The sequence below is a fragment of the Corynebacterium sp. 1103A genome (genome assembly GCF_055700955.1).
Genome location: NZ_JASTTF010000015.1, coordinates 25,261 through 49,341, shown reverse-complemented (window position 1 = coordinate 49,341; position 24,081 = coordinate 25,261). Strand labels below are relative to the sequence as shown.

The following is a 24,081-nucleotide window of genomic DNA, read 5'->3' as shown; positions in this document are numbered from 1 at the left end:
CGGGCTCGCCGCCCGCGCCGTTTCGCGCGGTCTTTTCTAGGTCGATTCCTGTGAACCCGCCAGCAACAAAGCGGCCCACGCCAGGCCCGCTGCGGTCTCATTAACAGCGGGTACGGCCGGTATCATTCCCATGTCCACCCCCTAAATATATAGTGCCGAATGCATATACGGAAGACTTGGAAAACACTTCGTGGATCTCACCCCCGTTCGGGCGAGGAGGGAAAATAGGTAGGCTGGGAGCGTAAAAAGCACCACACCTATCGCCGATTTTTCGCAAGGGAGTAATCTACCGCCCATGATTCAGTTCGTTGTTGGCGCCGCAGCCGGGTACGTCTTCGGCACTAAGGCCGGCCGCAAGCGTTATCACCAGATCAAGGGTGCCTACCAAAAGGCCGTCAATTCCCCCGCCACCAAGTCCGCCTTGCGTTCCGCACGCAAGGCGGTAGCCAACCGGCTGGACCCGGAGCCGCGCATGCGGGAGGTCAAGGACCTGCGTTCCCGCGGCACCCGGTCGACCGGGCAGCCGGATATCCCCCGGGATCGCATCTACGAACCCGACGAGGACTAGCCTCGCTTAATCTCGATTAGCCCAGCGCGCGGGCCCAGGAGGGCCTGCGCTTGATCTGTGCCTTTTCAAGCCGCCCGCCGGCGGTCAGCTTGGGTTTAGCCGTGCTTTGGGAGTGCTTTGGGTGCGCGTTCGGTGTGCTAGAGCGCGCGCTCGTTGAGCTCGCGGCGGGCCTGCTCCAAGGCGACCAGATCGGCGAAGAGGCTGTTGTAGGCACGCTCGTCGTCGCTGGGGCGCATGCGTCCCAGGCGCGCCTTGAGCTGGGCGATCTGGTCGGCCACGCGGGATTCCTGCAGGCGGGACAGCACGGAGTCCGCGTAGCTTTCCAACAGGATATCGCCGGTGGGCAGGATGGTTTCCACGGCCAGCTCCGAGACAAAATTGCGGCCGGTGAGATCGCGCATCTGGCCGGCGACGTCGGCGAGCCACTCGACGTTGGGCAGCTGCGCGCCGCGCACGGCGCCGCCCTCCGCGGCGATCGCCTCCCGCACGATCCGGTAGGCGTCGTTGGTATAGGAATCCGCTGGCAGGCCATCGAAGTACTCGCCCACCACGGCCGGGTGCTGGAGGGCCAGCTTGAGGGCCTCGCGCTGCGGCCACAGATGGGTCTCGTTGGGGCTGGGCGGGCGAATGGCCGGCACGTCCTGCTGGGCGGGCTGGGCCTGCGCGTTGTCGAAGCGCTTGGCCTGCATGACCGGCTTGCGCTGGGCGTTGGAGCGGTTGTCACGGGCGGCCTGGTCGACCTGGTGCATGACCTCTTCTGGCTCCGGCCAACCCACCCAGCCGGCCAGGCGGCGGGCGTATTCACGCTGCAGGGGCTTGTCGCGGATCTGCGCGACGACGGGAACAGCGCGGCGCAGGGCCTGCAGGCGGCCTTCGGCGGTATCGATCCGGTAGCCGGAAATCAGCGACTCGATGACGAACTCAAACATCGGGATGCGGTCGGCGACCAGCTCGCGCACGGCGGCATCGCCGCGCTTGAGCCGCAGATCGCACGGATCCATCCCGTTCGGGGCGATAGAGACGAAGGACTGGCCGGTGAACTTCTGCTCGCCCTCGAAGGCGCGCAGGGCGGCCTTCTGCCCGGCCTCGTCGCCGTCGAAGGTGTAGATGAGCTCGCCGTTGAAATAACTGTCATCCAGCATCAGGCGCCGCAGCAGCTGCAGGTGCTCCCCGCCAAAAGCCGTGCCGCAGGAGGCTACCGCGTTGGGCACCCCGGCGGCGTACATGGCCATCACGTCCGTGTAGCCCTCCACGATGACGGCCTGGCGCTGCTTGGCGATGCTCGACTTCGCCACGTCCAGCCCAAAGAGCACCTTGGACTTGTGGTAGAGCATGGTCTCCGGGGTGTTCATGTACTTGCCCAGGTTGTCGTCGTCGAAGAGCTTGCGCGCGCCGAAGCCGATGACGTTGCCGGCCATGTCCTTAATCGGCCAGAGCAGGCGGCGGTGGAAGCGGTCGATGGGTCCGCGCCGGCCCATCTTGGACAGCCCAGCGGCCTCCAGCTCCTCGTAGTCGAAGCCCATGCGCAGCAGGTATTTGGTCAGCGTGTCCCAGCCGTCCGGGGCGTAGCCGCACTCAAAGTCGTAGATGACCTGCTGGGAAAAACCGCGATCCAGCAGGAAGTTGCGGGCCGTGGCGGCCTCCGGGGTCTCTAGCTGCTGGCGGTAGAACTCGTGCGCGGCCTTGTTGGCCTGGATGAGCCGCTGGCGGGTGCCCGGTTTCACGTCGCGGGCGCCGGTGGTCCCGCCCTGGTAGTTGATGTGGTAGCCGATCTTCTGTGCGACGGCCTCGACGGCCTCGGGGAAGCTGAGCTGTTCCATCTCCATCAGGAAGGTGAAGACGTCGCCGCCCTTGCCCGTGGAAAAGCAGTGAAAATAGCCGCGCTGGGGGCGCACGTGGAACGACGGGGTCTTTTCGTCCTTGAAGGGAGACAGGCCTTTCATGGAGTCGTGCCCCGCCGGTTTGAGCTGGACGTATTCGCCCACGATCTCCTCAATCGGTGCACGCTCTCGGATCTGCTGAATATCGCTTTCCGGAATCCTGCCTCGCGCCATGTGTAACAGCGTACCCAGCGCGGCAAACCGACGCCCAATTTCGGTATCGGCTGGCACACCTGTTACAACTTAAAGCCATGAAAAGCGGTAGCTCCCAAAAATCGTGGCCGGTGGCCTTAGGCGGGCTCGCGGTGGTTCTCATCGCGGGCTACTTCGGCCTCGACTTAGGCGGCAATAGCTCCGGCTCGGGTGCGGGCTCGGAGACCGGTTCCGGCGGCACGGGGAGTACAGGGAGCTCGGCGACTGCCGTGTCGGCAGAGAATGATACGTGCGAGCTGTCCACCCTGCCGGGCGAGGCCGCCGAGACCGTGGAGACCATCCAGGCCGGCGGGCCCTACCCGCACCCGGACAACGACAACCAGCGCTTCGGCAACTACGAAGGCGTGCTGCCGGACCAGGCCTCCGGTTACTACCGCGAGTACACCGTGGAGACCCCGGGGCTTAACCACCGCGGCGAGCGCCGGATCGTGACCGGCGGCGGCAGCGAGACCGACCCCGAGCACTGGTACTACACCTCCGACCACTACGAAAGCTTCTGCGAGATCCCAGATGCCGAACACTAAACGCGTACTGATAACGGACCGCTTGCGCAGCGAGGCCGACTTCTACTGGGCGCTGGGCAACCTGCGCCAGGCTGGCGAGCGCCCCGCCCCGCGCAACCTCGACGCCCTAGCCGATTTCCTGCGCGAGCTCGGCCTGGATTCCATCGTCTGCGCCGACTGGTGCCTGCCCGAGGCCGACTCGCGGCGGCTGCGACGGGTGCTCGACGAGCTCGGCGTGCGCCTGCTGCGCTAGCCGCACCTATTCGCGGCGAGTTCTACCTGGTTGTTCCTTGGTCGCACTTGGTCGTGGCTAGTCGTGACTAGTCGTAGAAGCCGGCCAGGTCCGCGGACTGGCGGGCCAGCCGCTCCAGGCGGGACTCGGTCATTGACGCGATCTGATCCACGATGACGCGGCAGCGCTGCGCCGGGGTCTCCGCCTGGTCGTACCAGAGCCTGAACATCGGGTCCAGCGCCCCCGGCGCGCCGGCGGTCAGGTAGTCGAAGACGCGGTAGATGCGCTCGCGCTGCCTATCCTGGCGGGCCAGGTGGGTCGGCTCGTCCATGACGTAGAGGACCGCGATGGTTTTCAGCAGCCGCACCTCCGCATCCGCTAGCGGCGGGACCACCAGGCGGCCGTGCTGGCGGCCCAGCTGGTTGCTGGCCAAAAGGTCCGCGTTGGCCGCCCGCGTGGCCTCCACCGTCGCGCCGACGTAGCGGCCCACCAGCTCCGAGGTCAACTGCTTGAGCGCGACGTAGTCGTCCAGGGTGTGGTTGAAGTCCGCGGCGCGGTTGACCACCGGCAGGCGGCGCAGGGAATCGGCAGCAGCCAGCAGCTCCTCGGCCGTGCCGCCGAAGGCGCCCGCGCCTTTGTCAGCCAGGGCGGCCAACTCCACCAGGTCCCAAAGCACCTGCAGAGAGATGCGGCCGGAGACCACCCCGTCCTCGACGTCGTGGACGGAATAGGCGATGTCGTCTGAGAAGTCCATGGCCTGGGCCTCCATGGAGGGCAGATCGTCGGCGTGCCCGTCGCGCAGCCACTCGAGCGTGGCCGCGTCCTCGTCGTAACAGCCGTATTTGCGGTTGGTCGTGCCGTCCGGGTTGGTCTTGGTGCGCGGGTACTTACACGCCGCGTCCAGGGCCGCGCGCGTCAAGTTGAGCCCGTAGGAGGTCTCGCTTTCCGCGCCGATCCCGAGGATCTTCGGCTCCAGGAAGCTCAGGATGCGCAGGGTCTGCGCGTTGCCCTCGAAGCCGCCGCAGTCCGCGGCGACCTCGTTGAGCGCGTTCTCGCCGTTGTGCCCGTAGGGCGGGTGGCCGATGTCGTGGGTCAGGCCGGCCATGTCGCACAGGTCCAGATCCAGCCCCAGGCCGGAGCCGATGCCGCGGGCGATCTGGGCGACCTCCAGCGAGTGGGTCAGCCGTGTGCGCGGAGTGTCCCCGTCGTGGGGGCCGACCACCTGGGTCTTGTCGGCCAGGCGGCGCAGCGCGGCCGAGTGCAGCACGCGGGCGCGGTCGCGGGCGAAGGCACCGCGATGGTCGGCATCGGCAGGGCTGCCGGAAGGAAAGCTCGAGCCCTTGGCCCCTTCCGGGCTGCGGCGCTCGCGGTCAGCGGGTTGGTAGCTATAGGTCACCTTGCCAGTCTAAACGCCGGGCCGGGCCGCGGTCGGTTGGCTAATCGGCGCGTAGGAAATGGTTGCGGCGGGCGCGCGAGGGCCGCAGGCGGTTTTCGATGCCGTGCAGCACCCCTCGTAGCTGCCGCGCCCGGCGGGGCCCTACAGTCATTTCCGCGCCGAGGACGGCCAGTCCCCCGCCCTCGTGGGCAGCCGCGCGCCACCAGGAACGGTGCGGGAAGCGCTGCGGGCAGTCGCGCGCCCCGCAAGTGCTAGCGCGCAGGCCGGCCCGCCGGGCCAGGGCGGCAGTCCGCGCGCGGTGCAGCGGATCCGTGACGATGACGCCGGCGCCCAGCCCGCGCGCAGAGACCTCGCGGGCCAGCGCGGCCAGGGAGCCGGCCGTGTCGTTGCCCTCCGGCAGCGCCGTGACCCGGGCGCTGTCGATGCCGCCTGCCACAATGTCCCGGGCCGCCACACCGGCCTCGGTGAAGCGGTCGCCGGGCAGGTTGCCGCCCAGGGTGCAAACCGCCGCGGCCGGGTGCCTATGGGCGAGCTGGATGGCGGTGGCGATGCGCGCAGCGAGCACACGGGAGGCCACCCCGTCGTATTGCGCGGTGCCAAGGACCGCGATCCAGGCCGGCGCCTCAGGCGTGCGGAAAGGTTGTGTTGCGGCTGGTTTCACCGTGCCCAGTATGCCAGCAACACGGTATTCTGGTGGCCATGACAAAGCGCGTTCACCTGCCCCACCCCGTCGCAAACTCCCGGCTGCCACTGCGGCTGTCAGCCATTTCCGCCGCCGCGCTGGTGGCCTGCGCCGCCCCGGCCGCCCTGGAGGCAACGGCGGCGCCAGGCGAGCACGGGCCGGTCCTCGCGCTGGCTCCCAGCCAGGTGCGCCAGCCTGTCACGGACGAGACCGGCGTGCTCTCTGATGCCGAGGTGAGCCAGCTTTCCGAGCAGATTTCGGAGCTGCAGACCGAGCAGCAGCGCCTTCTCTACATCATCTATTCCAACGACCTGTCCGGCCTGCAGGCCCAGGACTACGCGCAGCAGGTGGTCAACTCCCGCGGGCAGAACACCGCCGCCTTCGTGGTCAACGTGGACGCCCGGGACGCCGGCGTCTACGTGGGCGGCGAGTGGAACCAGAGCGATATCGACCGGCTCTACGACGCCGCCTATACCCGCCTGGCCGCCGACGACTTCCCCGGTGCGGCGCAGGCCGTCGTCGAGGAAGCGCTCAACAAAGGGCACGGCGACGAGGGCGCCGGCGGCACCGGCTGGTTGCTGGGCGGCGGGGCCGCACTCGCCGCGGCCGGCGGCGGCATCTGGGCCTATTCGCGCCGCAAGACCAAGAAGCAGTCGCAGGCCACGCTGACCGATGCCCGCAGCATCGACCCGGCCGACACCCGCCGGCTGGGCGCCCTGCCGCTCGAAACCCTGGAGGAGCGCGCCCGCGAGGAGCTGGTCTCCACCGACGAGTCCATCCGCCGCGGCAAGGAGGAGCTGCAGCTGGCCCAGTCCGAGTTCGGGGCGGAGCGCACCCGCCAGTTCACCCGCGCGATGAACCACTCCACCGCCACGCTGCGCAAGGCCTTCGACATCCGCCAGCGCCTGGATGATTCCATCCCGGAATCCGAGTCCCAGCGCCGCCAGATGCTGGTCGACATCATCTCCTCCTGCGGGCAAGCGGACCGGGCCCTAGACGAGCAGGCGGAAGAATTCGCCGAGATGCGCAACCTGCTGGCAACCGCGGACAGCAAGCTGGACGAGCTGACCCAGCGCGTGGTCGACCTGCGCGCCCGCCAGCCGCAGGCGCAGGCCACCTGGGAGTCGCTGCAGGCCGACTACTCGGCCGAGATGCTCGAGTCCATCGCCGACAACGTCGAGATGGCCGCGGTCAGCCTGGACGAGGCGGACAAGGACTTAGAGCGCGCCCGGGGAATTGCCGCCCAGCCGGCGGGCCAGCAGGGCGGGCTTATCGACGCCATCCGGTCCTGCGAGCACGCCCTCGAGGTGGCCAACCGGCTGCTGACCGGCGTGGAAAACGCCGAGACCAATATCGCCACCGCCAAGTCCCAGCTGGGCGCGTTGATTGCCGAAGTCGACGAGGAGCTCGCCGAGGCCGAGCGCCTCAAGCAGCAGGGCCAGTCCCAGGGCACCGCCGCCGACTGGGCCGCCCTAGACGGGCTGATCGGCCGCGCCCAGCGCTCCCTCGAACGCGCCCGCACCGAGGGCGAGGCCGATCCGCTGGGCTGCTACACGGAGCTGGCCACCATCGACACCGAGGTCGATCAGGCCTTGGACCGTGTCCGCGAGGTCACCTCGACCCACGCGCGCCAGCTGGCGCTGCTGGACCAGCAGCTGAACGCCGCGGCCGCGCAGATCCAGGCCGCCGAGGATCTTATCTCCTCGCGCGGGCGGCTCATCGGCGCCTCCGCGCGTACGGCCCTGGCGGATGCGGAGCGCCTGCACGCCCAGGCGCTGCAGTACAAGAAGTCCGATATCCAGCGCGCCCTCGATTCCGCCCGGCAGGCGCTGGCCGCCGCCCAGGCCGCGCTGCAACGGGCCAAGAGTGACATCGACGACTACCGCCGCTCCCAGCGCCGCGCGCAGGCCAGCAACGTCGCCGGCAACGTGGTCACCGGCATGGTCATCGGCCAGATGCTCGGCGGCGGCAACCGCGGCGGTTTCGGCGGCGGCTTTGGCGGGGGCGGCTTCGGTGGGGGCGGCGGCTTCAGCGGCGGTGGCCGCGGCGGCGCCTTCTAGCCTTTCTAATTTCCGCCCTGTCCCTCCCGCTCGCGGGAGGGCTAGATGCGCCGGGTCTGGCCCGGCAGGTCCACCAGGCTAATCCCCCAGGTCAAAAAGGCCAGGTCCGCCAGCGGGAGGGCCTCGCCGGCCGGGGTGCGGGTGATCACAAGGTCCCCGCCCAGCTGCGGTCTGGTGCGCGCAATGGTCACCGGGGCGTCCTCCCCCGTGCCCAGGACCTTCACGCAGCGTTCCCGCTTAAAGGGCCGGGTGCGTTCCAGGATGTAGCGGCGGGGCCCGCAAATGGCGGACAGGCGGGAGACCGAGAAAGTGGTCTGCTGGAGGTTGAAAAACGTTCCCTGGGAGGACGTTCCGCGCAGACGGAAGCGCATCTGGCTGCCCAGGTTCTCTAGCAACAGATGGTCTCCGGCCACGGTGAGGACCTCGTCGTTAGCGCTGGCGATGACGCCGTCTGCCTCATCCAGCAAACGACCACCGCTCCAGCGCAATTGGGCCTCTACCCGGTGGCCGGAGTGCCCGTTAGATACACCCGCCTTGTCATTCACGGATGCAGTTTAAATCAGAACCGCCAGCACCGCCACCGCAGAGAGCAAAACCAAGGTGCCGATGATGGCCACGGAGCGCTGGGACAACCGGTTCTCCAGGACGACGCGGCTAAACCAGCTCAGCGCCGCCACCTCCTGGCGGCTCAACTCCAGCGCGGAGTCCGGGTCGGAATCATCCTCGTCGTTGTCGAATTCCAGGATCGACTCGCGCACGCCGTTGTTGGCGCCGCTGAACTGGGCGACCTTGTGGTCATTGACGTCGAAGATGACCCAGTTGCTGCCCGATTCGTTGACTAGGCTGAAGGTGCGGCCCTCCAGGGAGGCCTGTAGGGTCTTGTCCTTTTTCAGGTTGCCGGCCAGGCGGTAGGTGCGCCCGTCGTCCGAGGTGGCCGAGGCTCCCAGCTGCTCATCGACTTCGGTGCGCCAGTGCTGGCCGTCGACCTCCGCGCCGGAGGCGGTGAAGGAGGCCAGCTCCTCCGGCCCGCGTCCCACCAGCAACGCCAGCCGCTCCTTGTCACTGCGGTCCCAACTGGTGAAGTGCATGGTTGCGCCTTCTCCCTCTTAGCAGCCGATGAGGCGAGCGGCCAGGTAGGCTTCCAGCTCGTCAATTTTGACGCGCTCCTGCTCCATAGTGTCGCGCTCGCGTACGGTGACCGCGCCGTCCTCCAGGGAGTCGAAGTCGAAGGTCACGCAGAACGGCGTGCCGATCTCATCCTGGCGGCGGTAGCGGCGGCCGATGGCGCCGGAGACGTCGTAGTCGATGTTCCAGTGCGCGCGCAGCTTGTCCGCCAGCTCCTTGGCCGGGGTGGACAGCTCCGGCTTCTTGGACAGCGGCAGGACCGCGACCTTGACCGGCGACAGGCGGCGGTCAAGGCGCAGCACGACGCGCTTGTCGGTGCCGCCCTTCGCGTTCGGGGCCTCCTCCTCGTGGTAGGCGTCCACCAGGAAGGCCATCATGGAGCGGCCCAGGCCGGCGGCCGGTTCGATGACGTACGGGATCCAGCGCTCGTCGGCCTGCTGGTCGTAGTAGGACAGGTCCTCGCCGGAGCCTTCCGCGTGTACGCGCAGGTCGTAGTCCGTACGGTTGGCCACGCCCTCGAGCTCGCCCCACTTGGAGCCGGTGAAGCCGAAGGCGTATTCCACGTCCACCGTGCGCTTGGAGTAGTGGGACAGCTTCTCCTTCGGGTGCTCGTACAGGCGCAGGTTCTCCGGGTTAATGCCCAGGTCTACGTACCAGTTGTAGCGGTCATCGATCCAGTACTGATGCCACTGCTCGTCCTCGCCCGGCTTGACGAAGAACTCCATCTCCATCTGCTCGAACTCGCGGGTGCGGAAGATGAAGTTGCCCGGCGTGATCTCGTTGCGGAAGGACTTGCCGATGTTGGCGATACCGAACGGCGGCTTCATACGCGCCGAGGTCAGCACGTTCTTGAAGTTGACGAAGATGCCCTGGGCGGTCTCCGGGCGCAGGTAGTGCAGGCCCTCCTCGTCATCGACCGGGCCCAGGTAGGTCTTCAGCAGGCCGGAGAAGGCCTTCGGCTCGGTCCAGTTGCCGGGCTGGCCGGTCTCCGGGTCGTTGATATCGGCCAGGCCGTTTTCCGGGGCGTGGCCGTGCTTTTCCTCGTAGGCCTCCAGCAGGTGGTCCGCGCGGTAGCGCTTGTGGGTGTAGAGGGACTCCACCAGCGGGTCCGTGAAGACCTCGACGTGGCCGGAAGACACCCAGGTCTGACGCGGCAGGATGATGGAGGAGTCAATGCCCACGACGTCGTCGCGGGACTGGACCATGTGGCGCCACCATTGGCGCTTGATGTTTTCCTTGAGCTCCACACCCAGCGGGCCGTAGTCCCACGCCGAGCGGGAACCGCCATAGATTTCACCCGCCTGGTAGACCAAACCACGTCGTTTACACAGGTTAACTACGGTATCAATGACGGATGCCATGAGTGTTTCTGACTCCTCTAGTCGGGATTTCAATCCCCGGCCGGTTGCAGGGGATATAGGTCAACCACAGTCTAGCGTGTCCACCAGCCCAGCTCGCAGCGGGGGCACTCTGCGACCACCCAATCCAAAATGTGGACGGGGGTACTCCATTTACTTTTCCGGCTGCCTGCTGGACGGCCAGTATATCATTGTGACTACACTAACCAATATAGATTTGGTATATCTTGGCGTTGCAGTATGGCGATATTTTATAGAAATTAGCCCATTATTGGTCTAATGCGAGAGTAAAAACTTCCTATACCCCCGCGCCCGCAGGAGAAAGAACACCCGCACATGTGTAGAAAGCAGGACGCCGCCGACGTTGAACCCGCGGTTCGGGTTCTCAGCGCGCTCGATTCACCGCTCAGGCTCCACATCCTCCTCCTTCTCCGCGAGCGCGAACACTACGTCCACGAGCTGGTCAAGGCGCTCGACAAGTCCCAGCCGCTCATCAGCCAGCACCTGCGCGTGCTCAAGCAGGCCGGCCTGGTCCGCGCCGAGCGCTCCGGGCGCGAGGTCACCTACCGGCTCGCTGCCGAGGAAATCCTCGACATCTACCGCCAGGCCGCGGCGCTCAGCGCCGCCCTCGAGGCCGAAGGCTAACCGGCGGGCCGGGCCAACGGCGCGCTCTGCCTAGTCGTAGAGATAGTTGTAGATGTATCAACGCTGGTAAACTAGCGGTATGGTCATCCAAAGCAGTATCCCCAAGCTGGGTTCCCGCAACACCCGTCAGCGCACCGCCGTCATCGAGGTCCTGCGGGACATGGAGAAATTCGCCTCCGCCAAGGACATCCACTTCGCGCTCCAGCAGCGCCAGGAAAAGGTGGGCCTGACCACCGTCTACCGCACCCTGCAGTCCCTCAGCGATATCGATGCCGTCGATGCCCTCCACATGCCCAACGGCGAGACCCTCTACCGCCACTGCGACTCCAACGCGCACCACCACCACCTGGTCTGCACCAAGTGCGGCCGCACCGAGGAAATCGACGGCGGCCCCATCGAGGACTGGGCGGCGCGTATCGCCAAGGACTACGACTTCGAGCTGACCGGCCACGACGCCGAAATCTTCGGCACCTGCAGCCAGTGCCGCCTAGCCAATAAGGGCAGCGAAGCCGACGCCGAGTAGGTAGGTAATCCCGGCCGCGCCCAGCCCGATTACAAGCTGGCGCAGCGCCTGCTTCAGCGGCGGCTTGCCGGAGATTACCCCCACGACGCCGCCGGTAAACATCAGGGCGGTGGCCACCAGCATCAGCGCGATCACCGCGCCCACGGTGGTCGAGGCCCCGAAGAGGAACGGGATGATCGGGATAAACGCGCCGGTGGAGAAGAAACAGAAGCTCGACAGCGCCGCCGACCACGCCTGGCCGATGCCCCCCGGCGCCCCGCCGTCGGTCTCACCCGCGGCGTCCGCAGCCGGCAGGCCCATCGCGCCCAGCCCCGCCGAGGGGTGCGCGGCGCGCTGGCGGGCCTGCATCTTGTCGAAGACCTCCTGGGCCTTGGTCTCCGCGGCCTCCGCGCCCATGCCGCGGGCCCGGTAGATGAGCGCGAGTTCGTTGGCGTTGACGTCCAGGTCCGGCACCAGCGTGTGGGCGTCCGGCGCCGGGCGGGAGGCCTCCAGCAGCTCGCTTTGGGACTTCACCGAGACGTATTCGCCCGCCGCCATGGACAGCGCGCCGGCCAGTAGGCCGGAAATGCCCGTCAGCAGCACCGCCGTCGATGCGGCGCCCGAGCCCATCACTCCAATGACCAGCGCCAGGTTGGAGACCAGCCCATCGTTGGCGCCGAAGACGGCGGCGCGGAAATTGCCCGACATCTTCTCACGCCCGCGCGTGGCCAGCCCGCGCACGACCTCGGCGTGGACGTGCTCGTCCGCGGCCATCTGGTCGCTGGCGTCGATATCGTCCGTATAGGGGGTACGCGTTTCCGCCGTCTGCATCAGCGCCAGCGTGAACACGGATCCGAAGTGCTGCGCCATAAAACCCAGCGCCCGCGTGCCCAGGTCCGGCTTGCGCGGGAAACCGACGGCATCCCCTAACTTGTCCCGCCAGTACTGCTCGTGCCGGGACTCCGACTCCGCCAGCTGCAGCAGGATGGAGCGCTCCTCGCCGACCTTCTTACGCGCCAGCTCGCGGTAGACCGCCGCCTCGGCGCGCTCGTTGGCCAGGTAGCGCCGCCAGCGGTTGATCTGCTGCTTGGTCGGCTCGCTCGGAACAGCCACTACTTCGTCCCCCCGAAGCGACGGTCGCGGCGCGCGTACTCCTCCACGGCGGCGAACATGTCCTCCGGCGTGAAGTCCGGGAAGAGCTTGTCCTGGTAGATCATCTCCGCGTAGGCCGACTCCCACAGCAGGAAGTTTGAGGTCCGCTTCTCCCCCGACGGACGCAGGAAAAGGTCCACGTCCGGCATGTTCGGGTCGTAGAGGTGCTGGGCGATGGTCTTTTCATTAATCTCGCGCGGGCGCATCTCCCCGCGCACGACCTTGTCCGCGATGACCCGCATGCCGTCGACCAGCTCGGCCCGGCCGCCGTAGTTCACGCACATCACCAGGGTCATCCGCGTGTTGTCGCAGGTAAGCTCCTCGGCTGCCTCCAGCTCACGCACCACGCTGCGCCACAGGCGCGGGCGCCGCCCGGCCCAGACCACGCGCACGCCCTTCTCGTGCAGCCAGCCGCGCTGGCGCCGCAGGACGTCGCGGTTAAAGCCCATCAAAAAGCGCACCTCTTCGGGGCTGCGCCGCCAGTTCTCCGTGGAGAAGGCGTAGGCCGACAGGTAGTCCACGCCCATGGCCAGGCAGGCGTCGACGGCGTCGAGCAGCACTGCCTCGCCGCGCTTGTGCCCCTCGGTACGCGCCATGCCACGCTCCTGCGCCCAGCGGCCGTTGCCGTCCATGACGAGCGCGATGTGCTTCGGCATAAATTCGGCAGGGATCTGCGGCGGGTGCAGCACTCTGTTCGGATCGGGAGTAATCACAGCCACCCATTCTACTGTCTGTACACCGCCCTGCCGCAAGCGGTGCGGTTAGCTCTGATCCATCACCGACAGCGCCGTGACCTTGTGCTCGATATGCCACTGCAGGTGCGCTCGCGTCAGCTGGTGGGCCTGGGCCCCACGCGTGGGCACCGCGGCTATCGGTGCCTCCGCCTGCCCCAGCCGGTCATGCGCCAGCAGCCACATCACGTGCAGGGTCTCCGGGTCCACCTCCGCCGCCCCGGGCGGGCGGCATTGGTGGCAGGCCGCCCCGCCCACCGCCGGGTGGAAGGCGTGGTGGGGGCCTGGCGCCCCGCACTGCGCGCAGTCGAAGAGGCTGGGCGCCCAGCCGGCGTGCGCCATCGCCTGCAGCAGGAAGGAATCCAGCACGGCGGTGGGATCGACATCGGTCTGCAGCAGGCTAAACGTCGCGCGCAGGGCCTCATACAGGTACGGGTCAGTGTCCGTGGCGGCCAGGCGCTCGGCGGACTCCAGGGCCGCGCAGGCCGCGGTGTAGCGGTCGTAATCATAGGTGATCTTGGCCCCGTAATACTCCACGGTGTCGGCCTGGGAGATGGTGGCCAGGTTGCGGCCCGGGTAGAGCTGCACGTCCAGATTGACGAAGTGCTGCAGCCGGGACCCGAACCGGGACTTGGCCCGGCGCACCCCCTTGGCCACGGACCGGACCAGCCCGTGCTCGCGGGTCAGCAGCACGACCACGCGGTCGGCCTCGCCGAAATCGTAGGTGCGGATGACCCAGGCGCGGTCCCGGTACGACGCCCGCGACATGGTCTAAAAGCCCAGCCGGCCCAGCGACTTCGGGTCGGACTGCCAGTTTCTGAGAACCTTGATGCGCAGGTCCAGGTAGATGTTCTGGCCCAGCAGGGAGATGATTTCCTTGCGGGCGTTGCCCACGATCCGGCGCATCCGGCGCCCGTCTTTGCCCTCGATGATGCGCTTTTGGCCCGGGCGCTCCACATAAAGTACGGCGTGGACGTCGAGCACGCCCTCGCGCTCCGGATCGGGCAGGATCTCATCGACCTCCACGGCCACCGAGTGAGGCAGCTCGTCCTTGAGCCCGGACAGCGCGGCCTCGCGGATGAGCTCCGAGATGCGGGTGTCCCGGTCGTCGTCGGTGACGTGGTCGTCCGGGTAGAACTTCGGGCCCTCCGGCAGCGCCTCGGTCAGCACACCGATGAGCTCATCGATCTGCGTGTTTTCCCGCGCGGAGACCGGGATGACCACCGCATCCGGGTCATCCTGGCTAAGCAGCTCGTGCAGGGCCAGCAGCTGCGCGCCGACCTGGTCCTTGGTGGCCTTGTCCAGCTTGGTCACGATCCCGACCACCGGGGTGCGCGGGGCGACCTTTTTGACGTTGTCCAGGATCCAGCGATCTCCCGGGCCGATCTTTTCGTCCGCCGGCACGGTCATGCCGATGACGTCGACGTCGGCGTAGGTGTCCTTGACGGCCTCGTTGAGGCGCTCGCCCAACAGCGTGCGCGGCCGGTGCAGGCCGGGGGTGTCCACCACGATGATCTGGGCATTATCGCGGTGCACCAGCCCGCGGATCGGATGACGCGTGGTCTCCGGCTGATCCGCGGTGATGGCGATCTTCTGCCCCACCAGCGCGTTGGTGAGGGTGGACTTGCCGGTGTTCGGACGGCCGACGAAGCTGACGAACCCGGAGCGGAAGCCCTCCGGGGTGCCGGCCGTGCCGGCCAAGAATGTTTCATTAGTCATCGTGGGAACTATCCTACAAGGTCACGCGCGGGGGCAGGAAAACCTAGAGTTCGTCCACGCTGAACTGCAGCTGTGGGTGGGCAAAGCAGTCCTGGGCGGAGATAAGCTCCAGCTCGCGCGAGTCCGCCTCGTAGGTGGTGCGCAGCAGATCGTAGACCTGGGAGGCCGTGGCCTTCAGCGCGGCGTGCGCGTCTTGGTGGCGCACGTAGTGGCCGGTGAACAGGGCGGCGGTCACGTCGCCGGAGCCGTTGTACTTGACCGGCAGGCGCGGGGTGGTCACCGTAAAGGCGCGGTCGCCGTCCACGGCGATCATCTCCACCTTATCCTCCGGGGTTTCGGGCCGCTCGACGGAGGTCACCAGGACCACGCGCGGGCCGATCTCCTGGGCCACCTTGACCGCCTGCAGGGTCTCGTCCAGCGTGCCGGTCGGCTGGCCGGTCAGGTAGCCTAGCTCGAACTGATTCGGGAAGATGATGTCGGCGACCGGCAGGATTTTATCGCGCAGCAGCGGCGGGATCTCGTCGGAGACGAAGCAGCCGGACTTCTCGTTGCCCATCACCGGGTCGCAGGCGTACAGCGCCTGCGGGTTGGCCTTCTTGACCCGGCGCACGGCGTCGATGATGACCTCCGCGATATCGGAGCCACCCTGGTAGCCGGACAGCACCGCCGCGACATCCGGGAAGGCGCCGCGGCGCTCGATGCCGTCGATGATCTCGGTGACCTGCGCGGCCGGCAGCTGCGGCCCGCCCCAGTCACCGTAGCCGGTGTGGTTCGAGAAATTAACGGTGTGCACGGGCCAGACCTCGTGGCCGGCGCGTTGGAGGGGAAAGACGGCAGCGGAGTTTCCCACGTGTCCGTAGGCTACGTGGGACTGCATGGAAAGGATACTCATGGCAGATAAGTCTAGTCGGCGTCCACGTCACTGTTGTCCGGTTTGGCCACCGGCTCCCCCACCGGCGGGATGCCACCGCCGGGCACCTGGCGGTCCAGGTCCGCGCGGTCGGCCGCGGAGGGGAACGCCCGCGGGCCCGTCGGCTTGGGCTGGTAGCTCACCCCGCGCGCGGACAGGTCGTCGTACCAGTTGGCCAGCAACTCGTTCTGCAGGCCGAACATCTCCTTTTCCTGCGCGGGGGTGGCGTGGTCGTAGCCCAGCAGGTGCAACACCCCGTGCACGGTCAAAAGCGCCAGCTCGTGGCCCAGCGAGTGGCCGGCGGCCTGGGCCTGGCGCTCGGCGAATTCGGGACACAGGACGATATCGCCCAGCATCGCCGGGCCGAATCCGTCGGCGGCCGCCGGCGCATCCGGGCGCAGGGTGCCAGTGCTCGAGCCCGGGGTGACCTCGTCCATCGGGAAGCTCATCACGTCCGTGGGCCCGGCCAGGTCCATCCAGCGCACGTGCATGTCCTCGATTGTGGCCAGGTCGACCGCGGAGATGGTCGCCTCGGCCTCCGGGCTGACGTCCATCTGCGCCAGGGCGAAGCTGGCGACGTCGCCCAGCATTTCCTCGTTCACGCCGGCGTAGCCGGACTCGTTGACAAATTCAATGGCCATGGTTTTTCTAGCCCTCCTGCTTCTGGCGGCCGCGCTCGGTGGCGGCATCGTAGGCATCGTAAGCATTGACGATCCGCCCGACCAGCGCGTGTCGCACCACGTCGTGGGAACCGAGATCCGCGAAATAAATATCGTCCACCCCGTCCAGGATGCGGCGCACGGTCTTCAGCCCGGAGACCTGCCCGCGCGGCAGATCCACCTGGGAGACGTCGCCGGTGACCACGATGGTCGAGCCAAAGCCCAGGCGGGTCAGGAACATCTTCATCTGCTCGGGCGTGGTGTTTTGGGCCTCGTCGAGGATGACGAAGGCATCGTTGAGCGTGCGACCGCGCATATAGGCCAGCGGGGCGACCTCGATGATGCCGGCGTCCATCAGCTTCGGGATCATCTCCGGGTCGAGCATGTCCCGCAGCGCGTCGTAGAGCGGGCGCAGGTAGGGGTCGATCTTGTCGTTTAAGGTGCCGGGCAAAAAGCCCAACTTCTCTCCCGCCTCGACGGCCGGGCGGGTCAGGATGATGCGCTGGACCTGCTTGTTCTGCAGCGCCTGGACGGCCTTGGCCACGGCCAGGTAGGTCTTGCCGGAGCCGGCCGGGCCGATGCCGAAGACCACCGTGTGATCATCAATCGCCTCAACGTACCGGATCTGCCCCACCGTCTTCGGCCGGATGGTCTTGCCGCGCCGCGAGATAATATCCGCGGCCAGCGCCTGGCTGACCGACAGCGGCGCTTCCGTCTCGATCATGGCCACGGTGTGCTTGACCGTCTCCGGGGAGATGGCGTGCCCGCGGCGGGCGATGGCCTCCAGCTCGTCGAAGACCTTGACCGCCCGGGCGATCTCGAAGTCGGGGCCCGTGACGGCCACCGTGGTGCCGCGTGCGAAGAGGTCGGCATCCAGCTGGTCGTTGAGCACGCGCAGCGTAGCATCCGCCGTGCCCAGCACGGCGTTGACGTAGACTGGGTCGAGCTCAATCTTTTGGGTATCAATAGCCACGCCCATAGGCTACCAGCGCTCGGTTAACGCCCCGATAGCCGCTAGGGCCACCATGGCCGCCGATGCCGTCCGCAGCACCTGCGGCCCCAACTTGATAGGTTGCGCCCCGGCCTGGGTCAGGCGTTCCAGCTCCGCGCTGCCGATGCCACCTTCCGGGCCCACCAGCAGATAGACCGTGCCGGAAAGCTGGGCCTCGCGGATGCTGCGGGTGGCCTCCTCGTGCAGGACTAGGGCGTGGTCGGCCTGGGCCAGCAGCTGGGTCAGCTCGCCGGTGCTGACCGGGCCGCGCACCTGCGGGATGCGCGCCCGGCGGGACTGCTTGGCCGCCGCCTGGGCCGCGGCCTCCCACTTGGCCAGCGCCTTCGGGATCTTCTTGCCCTCCCACTTGGCCACGCAGCGGTCGGCCTGCCAGGCGATGATCTCGTCCGCGCCGGCCTGGGTGGCCAAGTCCACGGCGAGTTCGGCGCGCTCCGATTTCGGGATGGCCTGCACGACGACCACCTTCGGCTCCGGGGCCGGTTCCTCGCGCACCGCGGTGACGGCGGCGTCCAGCTGGTCCTTTCCGGCGGTGGCGGTGACCTCCGCGGTGACCACGCGGCCGGTGCCGTCGATAAGCTCCAGCTGCTCGGCGGGTTTGAGCCGCTTGACCGTCACGGCGTGGCGTCCCTCCGCGCCGTCCAGGTGGACGCTCTGGCCGGGCGCGGCGCCGCGAAGGTCCGGGTGGATGAATACGGGCAGCGACATTAGCGGCGGAAGCGGCCCCGCAGGCGGGAAAACAGCGACTCGTCCTGGCCGTCGCCCTCCTCCTTGACAGTGGCGGAGTCGTTCTGGCGGTCGCGGATCTTCTCCAGCGCCTCGCGGGTCTTCTTGTCCAGGTTGCGCGGGACCACCACGTCCACGTGGGCGTACAGGTTGCCCGCGCCCTCGGTGCGCAGGCGGGTCATGCCCTGGCCCGGGATCTCGATGGCCTCGCCCGGCTGCGTGCCGGCGGCCACGCCCACGGTGACCTCCTCGCCGCTTAAGTGCGGCAGCTTAACCTGGGTGCCCAGGGCGGCATCCACCATGGGCACGCGCAGGGTCACGTGCAGGTCGTCGGCGTCGCGCTCGAAGACCTTGTGCGGGCGGGTAGCAACCTCCACGTAGAGGTCACCGGCCGGGCCGCCGCCGTGGCCGACCTCACCCTGGGAGGCCATGCGGATGCGCATGCCGTTGCCAATGCCCGCCGGGATATTGACCTTCAGGTCCCGGCGCTTCTTCACGCGGCCGTCGCCGCCGCAGTGGTTGCAGGGGTCCTCGATGATTTCGCCGTAGCCCTGGCACTGCGGGCAAGGGCGCGAGGTAAGAACGTTGCCCAGGAAGCTGCGCTGGGTCTCCTGGATTTCGCCGGCACCGGAGCAGATCGGGCAGGTCACCGGCTTGGCCTTGGACTCCGAGCCGGAGCCCTCGCACTTGTCGCAGAGCACGGCGGTGTCCACGGTGACCTGCTTCTGCAGGCCGGTAAAGGCCTCCTCGAGGGTGATGCTGGTGCGCAGCAAGGCGTCGTTGCCCGGCTGAACGCGCGAGCGCGGACCGCGGGAGCTGCCGGCCGCCCCACCGAAGAACTCGGCGAAGATATCGCCCAGGCCGCCGCCCCCGAAGCCGCTGAATCCGCCCGCGCCGGCACCGGCCCCGCCGCCGCGCTGCTCCATGGGATCTCCGCCCATGTCCACGATCTGGCGCTTCTGCGGGTCCAGCAGAACCTCTTGGGCCAGGGAGGCCTCGCGGAACTTCTCTGCCGCCTCGTCGTCGCCCGGGTTCACATCCGGATGGTACTTGCGCGCGAGCTTGCGGTAGGCCTTCTTAATCTCCGAGTCGGACGCGGACTTGTCCACGCCCAGAATGCCGTAATAGTCACGAGCCACGGTAAATTGCGTCCTTACTTGCTTAGTCGATAGGGGTGTTTAAAAATCTGTAGCGGCCTTCCAGCCTACTAGCTGCTGCAGCGGCTATTTCTCCCCGGCCAGAATTTCGCTGACATAGCGTGCAACAGCAGAAACCTTAGCGATTGTTCCCGAGTAATCCATAAACGTCGGCCCCACCACGCCGAGGCCGCCCAGCGTCTCGCCGTCCGTGCCGTAGGCGGTGGTCACCACCGACGATGTGCGCAGGGCGTCCGCCTCGTGCTCGTCCCCGATGACCACGGAGACGTTGCCCATATCCGGCACGCGCGCCAGCAGCTTGAGGAAGACGACCTGCTCCTCGAGGGCATCGATAATACCCGGCAGGCCTTCGGGGAAGTCCCGGGCCAGGCGGGTCAGGTTGGAGGTGCCGGCCAGCAGCAAGCGGTCGGCCGGCTGGTTGACCAGAGTCTCGATCAGCGTCGTTGCGCTGTTAAGCACGTGCCCGCGCATATCCACCGGGGCGACGTCGACCAGGTCGGCCAGGGACTGGGAGGCCTCCGTGATGGTCTTGTCCGCCAGGGCGTTGTTGAGCAGCTCGCGCAGCCGGTGCGTCTGGTCCGGGTCGATGACCGCGTCCAGCGCCACGTTGCGCTGTTCCACCCGGCCGGTATCCGTAATCAGCACCAGCAGCAGGCGGACGGGGCTTAAGGCCACGACCTCGCAGTGCTTGACGCGCGAGGACTGCAGGTTCGGCATCTGCACCACCGCGGCCTGCTTGGTGACCTGAGCCAAAAGCTGCACCGAACGCGAGAGCACGTCCTCCAGGTCCACCCCGCCTTCCAGAAAATTAAGCATGGCCCGGCGCTCCGATGCGCTCAAGGGTTTTAAGTCGTGGATGGCGTCCACGAAGAGGCGGTAGCCCTTCTGCGTGGGCACGCGCCCGGAGCTGGCGTGGGGTTGGGTGATAAGGCCTTCGGATTCCAGCGCCGCCATGTCGTTGCGGATGGTCGCCGATGATACCCCCAGCTGGTAGCGCTCCAGCAGGGTCTTCGAGCCCACCGGTTCCTGGCTGGCAATATAGTCCGCGACGATGGCACGCAGGACTTCTTTGCGGCGCGCATCAGTAGTGCTAGACATGCCTTTAAGACTACCCGCGGTCTTCGGCCACCAAGATATCGGTGATAATCCCGTCCACCAGCAGGCGGCCAGCGTCCGTGACCTTTAACCGCCCGTCGGCTTCCTCCAGCAGCCCGCGCTGCCGATGCCGCCCCACCACCTCGTCGGCAGCCTGCGACACCCAGTCGCGCGGGATACCCTCGCTCAACCGCAAGCCCAGCATGATGGCCTCGGTGTGCCGGTCGGCGTCGGTGAGAGTTTCTTCACCGGCGATGGGCAGGGCGGCATCGGCAAGCAGGCGGGAGTAGCGGGCCGGGTGCTTGACGTTGAAAAAGCGGGTATTACCCAGGTGGGAGTGGGCGCCAGGCCCAGCGCCCCACCAGTCGCCGTCGCGCCAGTAGACGAGGTTGTGCCGGCAAGCCCCGCCCGGCTTCGCCCAGTTGGAGACCTCGTACCAGCCGTAGCCCGCCTCCTCCAGGGCGCCGGCGATGAGCTGGTAGCGCCGGGCCAACACGTCCTCATCGGGGGCGGGCAGCTGGCCCTTGGCGACCTTGCGGGCCATGCGGGTGCCGTCCTCCACGATGAGTGAATAGGCGCTGACGTGGTCCACGCCCGTGGCCAACACGCGGTCCAAGGTGGCACGCACGTCGTCGTCGGTCTCGCCCGGGGTGCCGTAGATCATGTCCAGGTTCACGTGCTCGAAGCCGGCGGCTAGGGCCTCGACGGCCGCCTCGAAAGCCCGGCCCGGCGTGTGGGCGCGCTCCAGGACCCCCAGCACGGCCGACGATGCCGACTGCATCCCCAGGCTCACCCGCGTGAACCCCGCCTCGCGCAGTCCGGCGAAAAACGCCGGGTCCGTTGACTCCGGGTTGGATTCCGTGGTGACCTCTGCGCCTTTGGTCAGGCCGAAGGTCCCGCGCACGCGGTCCAGCACGCGGGCCAGGCCGTCGGCACCCAGCAGCGACGGGGTGCCGCCGCCGATAAAGGCCGTCTCCGCCGGGCGCTGGACCTTCGCCGCTGCCAGCTCGAGTTCCTGGTCCAGGGCGTCGAGGTAGCTGGCCTGCGAATTCGGCGCGCCCAACTCCCCGGGCGTATAGGTGTTGAAATCGCAATACCCGCAGCGTGTGGCGCAAAACGGGACGTGGATGTAGAGCCCAAAGGAATCCTGCATGGGTATCAGCCTAGCGAAAGCGGGAACAAACTTGGGGGTCAGGGCGGTTATACATGTAGTCTAAGAAGGTAAAAATCCCCGTCCCCAAGGAAAGAAAGGCTACTTTAGTGAAGCCTCCCAGTCGATGTCCCCGCTACCTGCATCTAGGCGGTGGGGTCTAAACCATGTGGTCCGCAGCTTTGATGCTCTTAGCGGGCATCGTGGTCATTGCTCTCATCATTGTGGCCAACGCGTATTTCGTAGCGCAGGAATTCGCGTTCATGTCGGTCGACCGCACGCAGCTTCGCACCGCGGCCGCCCACGGGGATAAAACCGCCCAACGGGCCTTGCACATCACAGATCGCACCTCTTTCATGCTCTCGGGCGCGCAGCTGGGTATCACGATCTCCGGCCTGCTCATCGGCTATGTCGCCGAGCCTCTCGTCGGCGAGGCCCTGGGCGTGTTACTCGGCGGCGTCGGCGTGCCGCGGTCGGTCTCGGTCACCGTCGGCACCGTGCTGGCGCTGGCGCTGTCGACTATCGCCAGCATGCTCTTCGCAGAGCTGTTCCCTAAAAACTACGCCATTGCCGCGCCGATGAAGTCGGCCCGCTTCCTGGCCGCCTCCACGCAGTGGTACCTGCGCATCTTCGGCTGGATTATCCACTTCTTCGAGTATTCCTCCAACGCCATCCTGCGCCTGTTCCGCGTGGAGCCGGTCGACGACGTGGATTCGTCGGCCACCACCGACGACTTCGAGTCCATCGTGGACGCCTCCCACGAGGCCGGCGACCTGGACCAGGACACCTACATGGTGCTCGACCGCCTGCTGGATTTCCCCGAGCACGACGTCGAGCACGCGATGATCCCGCGTTCCCGCGCCGACGCCGTCGACCCCGAGACCACCCTCGGCGAGGTCCGCGCGCTCATGGCTGCCAACCACACCCGCTACCCCGTCGTCGACGAGGAGCACAACCCCATCGGCGTCGTTCACCTCACGGACGTCCTGGGCACCGAACTGGCCGCCGATGCCCCGGTCACCCGCGTCATGCGCGAGCCCGCCGTGGTCCCGGAAATGATGCCGCTGCCGGATCTGGTCTCCGAGTTGCGCGGCCAGGACCAGAAGCTGGCGTGCGTGATTGATGAGTACGGCGGGTTTGTCGGCATCGTTACGCTCGAGGACCTGGCCGAGGAAATCCTGGGTGATGTCACCGACGAGCACGACATCGAAGAGACCGAGGAAATCACCGAGCAGGGCGACAACCACTGGATTGTCGACGGCGACACGCCGCTGGACGAAGTCTCGCGCGCCATCGGCCACGACCTGCCCGAGGGCGACTACGAGACCATCTCCGGGCTGCTGATGTCCCAGACCGGCGCGCTGGTCGAGGCCGGCGAAGTCCACACCATCGACTTGGAGGCCGAGCCCGAGGACTGGGTAGACGCCGACGATGCCCCACTGCGCCACCTCAAGGTGCGCGTCGAAGAGATCGACCGGCACGTGCCCTCGAGCCTCGCGCTGGAGCTAATCGAGGAGTACCGGGAGGAGGAGAAGTAATGGACAACTGGTTTTTTAACCTACTGGTGACGATCGTCATTATCGTCGCCTCCGCGTTCTTCGTGGTCATCGAGTTCTCCCTGCTGGGCGCGCGCCGCAACCGGCTCGAGGAGATGGCCGAAGACTCCCGCAGCGCCCGGGCCGGCCTGCGCAGCCTCAACGAGTTAACGATGATGCTCGCCGGCTCCCAGCTCGGCATCACCGCCGCCACCTTCATCCTGGGCGCGGTCACCAAGCCGTGGTTCCACCACCTACTGATGCCCGTCTTCGAGGCGCTGAGCATGCCCGCGCGCATGGCCGACATCGCGGCGTTTATCGTCGCGCTGTTCCTGGCGACGTTCCTACACCTGGTCATCGGCGAGATGGCCCCGAAGTCCTGGGCGATTACCCACCCGGAGACCGCTTTGCGGCTAATCGCCATCCCCGCCCGCGCCTTCATCTGGGTTTTCCGCCCGCTGCTGGACTGGATCAACCGGATGGCCAACCAGCTGGTGCACCTAGCCGGCGAGGAGCCCGTCGACCGCGCGGCGGCCGCCGGCTACAACGTCGAGACGCTGCGCAGCCTGGTCGAGCACTCCCGCGAGACCGGCGCCATGGACGACGAATCCGCCTCCCAGATCACCGGCGTCATCGAGCTCGAGTCCTCGACGGTCGCTGAGCTCGCCCGCGAGCACGGCTCCGCCGTGGTCCCCATGCCCAGCGACACCACCGTGCGCGAGCTGCAGGACCTGGTGCTACGCAAGGACATCATGCGCGTGCTCGTCTTCGGCAAGTCCTCCCGCGTGCCGCGGCTGGTCCACGTCCGCGACACCCTACTCGCCGATCCGGAGACCCCGGTGCTGGAGTTCTCGCGCCCGTGCTTGACCGTCGCCGGCGGCACGACCGTGCAGCACACGCTGGACCACATGCGCGCCCGCAACGAGCAGCTCGTGGTGGTCGGCCGGGCCGACAAGGACAACGCGATGAGGGTACTGACCTGGGACGACATCATGGGTCAGCTGTGGCCGCAGATTGCCGAGAAGCTCGACCAGGTCACCGAGACGAAGTAACCGAAACTAAGTAACAGTTCTA

25 protein-coding genes are annotated in these 24,081 nt (G+C 67.3%); 8 read left to right on the top strand and 17 right to left on the bottom strand.

Annotated features, from left to right (window positions below; all coding sequences use genetic code 11):
* Positions 1-295: 295 nt before the first annotated feature.
* A complete protein-coding gene (locus tag QQS52_RS10180) occupies positions 296-568 on the top strand; it encodes a hypothetical protein (RefSeq protein WP_296206057.1) in 273 nt (90 codons plus the stop codon).
* A 137-nt stretch (positions 569-705) separates the two neighbouring features.
* Here the strand turns inward: QQS52_RS10180 and dnaG are convergent, their stop codons facing one another.
* Entirely contained in the window at positions 706-2,622 is a 1,917-nt protein-coding gene (dnaG, locus tag QQS52_RS10175) for a DNA primase (RefSeq protein WP_472773752.1), read from the bottom strand.
* A gap of 77 nt (positions 2,623-2,699) precedes the next feature.
* Here dnaG and QQS52_RS10170 point away from each other — a divergent pair, with 77 nt between their 5' ends.
* Both QQS52_RS10170 and QQS52_RS10165 read left to right on the top strand, forming a co-directional pair.
* Positions 2,700-3,185, top strand: a complete 486-nt coding sequence (locus tag QQS52_RS10170) for a guanyl-specific ribonuclease (protein ID WP_472773751.1) — start codon at positions 2,700-2,702, stop codon at positions 3,183-3,185.
* On the top strand, positions 3,172-3,417 hold the full coding sequence (locus tag QQS52_RS10165) for a hypothetical protein (protein ID WP_472773750.1): 246 nt from the start codon (positions 3,172-3,174) through the stop codon (positions 3,415-3,417). The genes QQS52_RS10170 and QQS52_RS10165 overlap by 14 nt, the downstream gene beginning before the upstream one ends.
* A 67-nt stretch (positions 3,418-3,484) precedes the next feature.
* Here QQS52_RS10165 and QQS52_RS10160 read toward each other — a convergent pair whose 3' ends face one another.
* Together QQS52_RS10160 and QQS52_RS10155 are read right to left on the bottom strand one after the other, a co-directional pair.
* Positions 3,485-4,792: a deoxyguanosinetriphosphate triphosphohydrolase gene (locus tag QQS52_RS10160; RefSeq protein ID WP_472773749.1), complete on the bottom strand. Its 1,308-nt coding sequence runs from the start codon at positions 4,790-4,792 to the stop codon at positions 3,485-3,487.
* A 40-nt stretch (positions 4,793-4,832) separates the two neighbouring features.
* Positions 4,833-5,453, bottom strand: a complete 621-nt coding sequence (locus tag QQS52_RS10155) for a YdcF family protein (protein ID WP_472773748.1) — start codon at positions 5,451-5,453, stop codon at positions 4,833-4,835.
* Between the two features lie 38 nt (positions 5,454-5,491).
* Here QQS52_RS10155 and QQS52_RS10150 point away from each other — a divergent pair, with 38 nt between their 5' ends.
* Positions 5,492-7,534, top strand: coding sequence for a TPM domain-containing protein (locus QQS52_RS10150; protein ID WP_472773747.1), 2,043 nt, complete (start codon positions 5,492-5,494; stop codon positions 7,532-7,534).
* Positions 7,535-7,575: 41 nt separating this feature from the next.
* Here the strand turns inward: QQS52_RS10150 and QQS52_RS10145 are convergent, their stop codons facing one another.
* Genes QQS52_RS10145 through QQS52_RS10135 form a run of 3 tightly spaced genes read right to left on the bottom strand, consistent with a single transcriptional unit; the run spans position 7,576 to position 10,020 of the window.
* A complete protein-coding gene (locus tag QQS52_RS10145; protein WP_472773746.1) occupies positions 7,576-8,079 on the bottom strand; it encodes a hypothetical protein in 504 nt (167 codons plus the stop codon).
* Between the two features lie 9 nt (positions 8,080-8,088).
* Positions 8,089-8,622: a hypothetical protein gene (locus QQS52_RS10140; RefSeq protein WP_472773745.1), complete on the bottom strand. Its 534-nt coding sequence runs from the start codon at positions 8,620-8,622 to the stop codon at positions 8,089-8,091.
* 18 nt (positions 8,623-8,640) lie between these two features.
* Positions 8,641-10,020, bottom strand: a complete 1,380-nt coding sequence (locus QQS52_RS10135) for a glycine--tRNA ligase (protein WP_070768827.1) — start codon at positions 10,018-10,020, stop codon at positions 8,641-8,643.
* Between the two features lie 333 nt (positions 10,021-10,353).
* Here QQS52_RS10135 and QQS52_RS10130 point away from each other — a divergent pair, with 333 nt between their 5' ends.
* Entirely contained in the window at positions 10,354-10,662 is a 309-nt protein-coding gene (locus QQS52_RS10130) for an ArsR/SmtB family transcription factor (protein WP_472773744.1), read from the top strand.
* A 79-nt stretch (positions 10,663-10,741) separates the two neighbouring features.
* The gene (locus QQS52_RS10125) at positions 10,742-11,185 is read left to right on the top strand and encodes a Fur family transcriptional regulator (protein WP_472773743.1); all 444 of its coding nucleotides are present in this window, start codon (positions 10,742-10,744) and stop codon (positions 11,183-11,185) included.
* On the opposite strand, the gene QQS52_RS10120 is transcribed toward QQS52_RS10125, so the two are convergent.
* The 11 genes from QQS52_RS10120 to hemW form a co-directional block, all read right to left on the bottom strand.
* Positions 11,150-12,277 (bottom strand): VIT1/CCC1 transporter family protein, encoded by a 1,128-nt coding sequence (locus tag QQS52_RS10120; RefSeq protein WP_472773742.1) that lies wholly within the window; start codon positions 12,275-12,277, stop codon positions 11,150-11,152. The genes QQS52_RS10125 and QQS52_RS10120 overlap by 36 nt on opposite strands.
* Complete coding sequence (locus QQS52_RS10115; RefSeq protein ID WP_472773741.1) at positions 12,277-13,029, bottom strand: isoprenyl transferase; 753 nt, start codon at positions 13,027-13,029, stop codon at positions 12,277-12,279. The genes QQS52_RS10120 and QQS52_RS10115 overlap by 1 nt, the downstream gene beginning before the upstream one ends.
* Positions 13,030-13,077: 48 nt before the next feature.
* On the bottom strand, positions 13,078-13,815 hold the full coding sequence (gene recO, locus QQS52_RS10110; RefSeq protein ID WP_472773740.1) for a DNA repair protein RecO: 738 nt from the start codon (positions 13,813-13,815) through the stop codon (positions 13,078-13,080).
* Positions 13,816-13,818: 3 nt separating this feature from the next.
* Positions 13,819-14,766, bottom strand: coding sequence for a GTPase Era (era, locus tag QQS52_RS10105; RefSeq protein WP_472773739.1), 948 nt, complete (start codon positions 14,764-14,766; stop codon positions 13,819-13,821).
* 43 nt (positions 14,767-14,809) lie between these two features.
* Positions 14,810-15,658 (bottom strand): pyridoxal kinase PdxY, encoded by an 849-nt coding sequence (gene pdxY / locus QQS52_RS10100; protein ID WP_472773738.1) that lies wholly within the window; start codon positions 15,656-15,658, stop codon positions 14,810-14,812.
* 11 nt (positions 15,659-15,669) lie between these two features.
* Positions 15,670-16,317, bottom strand: coding sequence for an rRNA maturation RNase YbeY (ybeY, locus tag QQS52_RS10095; protein ID WP_472773737.1), 648 nt, complete (start codon positions 16,315-16,317; stop codon positions 15,670-15,672).
* Between the two features lie 7 nt (positions 16,318-16,324).
* On the bottom strand, positions 16,325-17,308 hold the full coding sequence (locus QQS52_RS10090) for a PhoH family protein (protein WP_472773736.1): 984 nt from the start codon (positions 17,306-17,308) through the stop codon (positions 16,325-16,327).
* 9 nt (positions 17,309-17,317) lie between these two features.
* Complete coding sequence (locus QQS52_RS10085; RefSeq protein WP_472773735.1) at positions 17,318-18,052, bottom strand: 16S rRNA (uracil(1498)-N(3))-methyltransferase; 735 nt, start codon at positions 18,050-18,052, stop codon at positions 17,318-17,320.
* Positions 18,052-19,209, bottom strand: a complete 1,158-nt coding sequence (gene dnaJ / locus QQS52_RS10080) for a molecular chaperone DnaJ (protein WP_472773734.1) — start codon at positions 19,207-19,209, stop codon at positions 18,052-18,054. Before dnaJ ends, QQS52_RS10085 begins: the two co-directional genes overlap by 1 nt.
* An 84-nt stretch (positions 19,210-19,293) precedes the next feature.
* Positions 19,294-20,325 (bottom strand): heat-inducible transcriptional repressor HrcA, encoded by a 1,032-nt coding sequence (hrcA, locus tag QQS52_RS10075; RefSeq protein WP_472773733.1) that lies wholly within the window; start codon positions 20,323-20,325, stop codon positions 19,294-19,296.
* A gap of 10 nt (positions 20,326-20,335) precedes the next feature.
* Positions 20,336-21,475: a radical SAM family heme chaperone HemW gene (gene hemW, locus QQS52_RS10070; RefSeq protein WP_472773732.1), complete on the bottom strand. Its 1,140-nt coding sequence runs from the start codon at positions 21,473-21,475 to the stop codon at positions 20,336-20,338.
* Positions 21,476-21,639: 164 nt separating this feature from the next.
* Here hemW and QQS52_RS10065 point away from each other — a divergent pair, with 164 nt between their 5' ends.
* Together QQS52_RS10065 and QQS52_RS10060 are read left to right on the top strand one after the other, a co-directional pair.
* Entirely contained in the window at positions 21,640-23,010 is a 1,371-nt protein-coding gene (locus tag QQS52_RS10065; protein ID WP_472773731.1) for a hemolysin family protein, read from the top strand.
* Positions 23,010-24,059, top strand: coding sequence for a CNNM domain-containing protein (locus QQS52_RS10060; RefSeq protein ID WP_472773730.1), 1,050 nt, complete (start codon positions 23,010-23,012; stop codon positions 24,057-24,059). Before QQS52_RS10065 ends, QQS52_RS10060 begins: the two co-directional genes overlap by 1 nt.
* Positions 24,060-24,081 lie beyond the last annotated feature (22 nt).